The sequence below is a fragment of the Actinomycetota bacterium genome (genome assembly GCA_019347575.1).
Taxonomy (GTDB): Bacteria; Actinomycetota; Nitriliruptoria; order Nitriliruptorales; family Nitriliruptoraceae; genus JAHWKY01.
In genome coordinates this window covers 1-3,348 of record JAHWKY010000100.1, presented here as the reverse complement: position 1 = coordinate 3,348, position 3,348 = coordinate 1, and the positions used below count along the sequence as shown (strand labels likewise).

Genomic DNA, 3,348 nt, shown 5'->3' with positions numbered 1-3,348 from the left:
CGCGATCGCCGTCGCCGCGTCGAGTTCGTTCCTGACCCCGATCGGTTACCAGACCAACACGATCGTCTACGGCCCGGGCGGCTACCGGTTCACCGACTACGCCCGCGCGGGCATCCCCCTGAACCTGACGGTGATCGGTGTCGTCACCGCGATGACCGTCGTCAGCTGATCCGGCGTGCGGCCACGGGTCTGTTCGTTCCACATGCCGAGGAGCACCCCCGCCTCGTGGCTCGTCGAGGACGGCGGTGCGGCTTCGATGCTCCTCGAACCGGTGGTCCGCTGCGGCGAGCGCTCGCGGTGCTGTGGGATGAGGCTTCGCCGGTCCGGACGACTCTCGGCGATGTCACGATCCTTTCTGGCAAACCCGCGGTCACCAGGCGGGCGACGAGTGGCTGACTACCGCCCCCCCCCACGTCGCGTGAGGCCTTGCACGCCGCCACCCCGTTCGACCAGACCCGCGAGTCCCCACCTGAGTCCCAGCACTCCCGCGCCTCCCACGCTCGATGCGCGTCCTTATCATCCGGGCATGCCGGACCAACCGCGTGTCCTCGTCGTCGAGGACGACCAGTCCGTCCGTGAGGCGGTGGCCCTCGCACTGCAGGACGACGGCTACCAGACCTACGCCCTACCGCACGGCCTCGAGGTCGAGGCGGTGGCGCGGTCGTTCCAGCCCGACCTGGCGGTGCTGGACGTGCGCCTGCCCGAGGGGCCGGGGGGGCTGAGCATGGCCCGGTTGATCCGGTCGATCAGTGACATCCCGGTGATCTTCCTGACGGCTGCGGACTCGGTCGAGGACCGGCTGGCGGGGTTCAAGGCGGGCGGAGACGACTACCTCGTCAAACCGTTCTCGATGGCCGAGCTGCTCGCCCGGGTCGAGGCGCTGCTGCGACGGTCGGGACGGATCCGCTCCGGGACGCGGACGGTCGCGGACGTCACGATCGACGAGGACGGTCGCACCGTCCGTCGCGGAGGGATCGAGCTCGAGCTCACGCGCACGGAGTTCGACCTGTTGCTGGCGCTCGCGAGGAGCCCCGGAAGGGTCTTCTCCAAGACCCAGCTGCTGACCGACGTGTGGGGGTTCGACGCCTACGACCCCAACGTCGTCGAGGTGCACGTGAGCTCGCTCCGCCGCAAGCTCGAGGCGCACGGCGATCGGCTGATCCACACGATGCGGGGCGTCGGCTACGTCCTGCGGGCCTGATGCGCACCCCGTCGCTGCGCCGACGCGTCACCCTCGCGGCTGTGGCGGTGTTGACGGTTGTGCTGCTCGTGCTCGACGTGTTCGTCTTCTTCCGGATGAAGGCCCAGCTCGAGGAGACCCTCGACGACGTGTTGCAGACCCGCGTCGACATCGTCGAGACCGTCTGGGAGGAGCTTCCAGCTGAGGGGCTCGCGGCCCGTCTCGCGGAGCTCGGCATCCCGGCACTGGTGCACACACCGGACGGGCGCGAATACCGCGCGGAACCCGCGGCGCCCCGCTTCGGTCAAGGTGGCGTTCCCACGACGCTGCCGTTCCCACGCGTCGAGCGGACCACCGTCCTCAGCGATGAGCTGCGCGTCACCGTGTTCGCCACCCGCGCGGGTGTGGATAGCGCCCTGCGACGGCTCGTCATCATCGAGGCGCTGGGCACCGCGGCCGCGCTGCTCCTGGCGACCGCCCTCCTCTGGGTCGTGTCCGGGGCGAGCCTGGATCCGCTGCGCGAGGTCGTGACCACCGCGAGACGGATCGCTGCGGGCGGCTCCGGTGAGCGACTGCGACCGGACCGTGACGACACCGAACTCGGGCGGCTCGCGGTGGCGTTCGATGACATGCTGGATTCGCTCGAGGCGGCGATCTCCGACGCGCAGACGTCGGAGGAACGTACGAAGCGGTTCCTCGCCGACGCGGCACACCAGCTACGGACACCGCTCGCCGGGATCCGGGCCTCCGTCGAGACCCTGCTGCGGGAGGACGATCAGCAGGCCCGTGATCAGCTGATGGGCAACCTCGTCCGGGAGACCGGGCGCGCCGGCCGGCTGCTGACCTCCCTGCTCCGCATGGCCCGCCTCGAGCAGGAACGCCCGCCGGCACGGGTTCCCGTAGATCTCCTCGAGGTCGTGGGTGTGGAGCTGGAGCGGGCCGCGGACCTAGCACCCGACCTCGACATCCGCGTCGTGGCGGATGTCGCGTCGACCCTGGCCGAGATCGATCCCTCGCTGGCACGGGAGGCCCTAGCCAACCTCCTCGACAACGCCCGACGACACGCGCAGGCGCAGATCACCGTGCGGCTGACGCGCGACGACGATCACGTCAGCATCCGGGTGGAGGACGACGGTCCCGGCATCCCGGAGGGAGCCGACGATCTGATCTTCGAGCGCTTCGCGACGCTCGACGGAAGAGGAGGGTCCGGTCTCGGTCTGCCCATCGCCAGGGCGGCCGCCCGGACGCACGGCGGCGACCTGGTCCACCGGAACGGAGGGTTCGAGCTGACCCTGTCTACCACTCGCGCAGGTCCTGCAGCACCTTCCTGAGCTCGCCGATCTCGGTCTGTGCGACCACCACCTCCGCTCCGGCTTCGAGCAACCACGCGGCGACCGTTCCCAACGGGGACAACACCACGATCGGCGAGTGCGGGGAGAGAACGCGCGTGCGGCCGACGACCCGTCCGGGGTCCTCCCCCAGCACGTCGAGAGCGGCGACCACCAGCTGTGGTCGCCGGTGGCTGACCGCCCCCAACAACTGGTTCGGAGTCACGGCCACATCCGTGACCTGGAAACCCGACGACTCGATGGCGGTCTGCACGGCCGCCAGTAACTGGTTGTCCCGCAGCCCGACCACCGCCGCGGCGGGCCGTGCCTCCACCTGGGAGGTCGGGACGTGGGATGGGAATCGGCGCGCGCGCATGGGACAACTGTGGGGGTGTCGCCTGAAGACCGGCTGAGACTTCCGGTACACGACCAGGGACGACCGACCGAACGCCGTGTGTACTAACCCGGTGGGATTCGAGTGGTGCATCCCCTGCTCCTTCTCCATCCTCGACGAGCAAGGTCAGGTCGTCGCCGACGACACTCACGCCTTCCGCACGATGGAACTCCGGATGGTGCGCTGGGCACCCGGACAGTGCCGCGACGCGCAGAGCACGTGGGACCAGCACTACTGGAACCGGTCACAAGACCGGCCATCGGAGCCGCCAGAGATCCATGGAACGCCCCAACGCGGCGAGACAGTGCCAGCCGGGGCGTACCGCGTCAGGATCAAGGCATCCCGAGGGAACGCAACATCGGTGCCCTTCGAGGTTCATCGGTGACCATGCTGTAGCCCGATCCATCCGCCCCCGGGGGTCCGTCACGGATCCCGAGGGCGATCGA

General features: G+C 69.6%; 4 protein-coding genes. 3 read left to right on the top strand and 1 reads right to left on the bottom strand.

Translation table 11 applies throughout. The annotated features are described in order from the left end of the window. The 3 genes from KY469_22695 to KY469_22685 form a co-directional block, all read left to right on the top strand. Window positions 1-169 (top strand): anion permease (locus tag KY469_22695; protein ID MBW3665901.1); only part of this gene is annotated, 169 nt, incomplete at its 5' end. 357 nt (window positions 170-526) lie between these two features. Beyond that, window positions 527-1,201 carry a response regulator transcription factor gene (locus tag KY469_22690; GenBank protein MBW3665900.1) on the top strand — a complete coding sequence of 225 codons (675 nt, stop codon included), beginning with the start codon at window positions 527-529 and terminating at the stop codon, window positions 1,199-1,201. Further along, on the top strand, window positions 1,201-2,511 hold the full coding sequence (locus tag KY469_22685) for a HAMP domain-containing histidine kinase (GenBank protein MBW3665899.1): 1,311 nt from the start codon (window positions 1,201-1,203) through the stop codon (window positions 2,509-2,511). The genes KY469_22690 and KY469_22685 overlap by 1 nt, the downstream gene beginning before the upstream one ends. Here KY469_22685 and KY469_22680 read toward each other — a convergent pair. Then, window positions 2,477-2,884, bottom strand: coding sequence for a hypothetical protein (locus KY469_22680; GenBank protein ID MBW3665898.1), 408 nt, complete (start codon window positions 2,882-2,884; stop codon window positions 2,477-2,479). The genes KY469_22685 and KY469_22680 overlap by 35 nt on opposite strands. Window positions 2,885-3,348: the final 464 nt, after the last annotated feature.

Coding starts and splice junctions, on each gene's coding strand:
- KY469_22685 (MBW3665899.1), top strand. CDS start 1,201: ATGCGCACCCCGTCGCTGCGCCGACGCGTCACCCTCGCGGCTGTGGCG.
- KY469_22690 (MBW3665900.1), top strand. CDS start 527: ATGCCGGACCAACCGCGTGTCCTCGTCGTCGAGGACGACCAGTCCGTC.
- KY469_22680 (MBW3665898.1), bottom strand. CDS start 2,884: ATGCGCGCGCGCCGATTCCCATCCCACGTCCCGACCTCCCAGGTGGAG.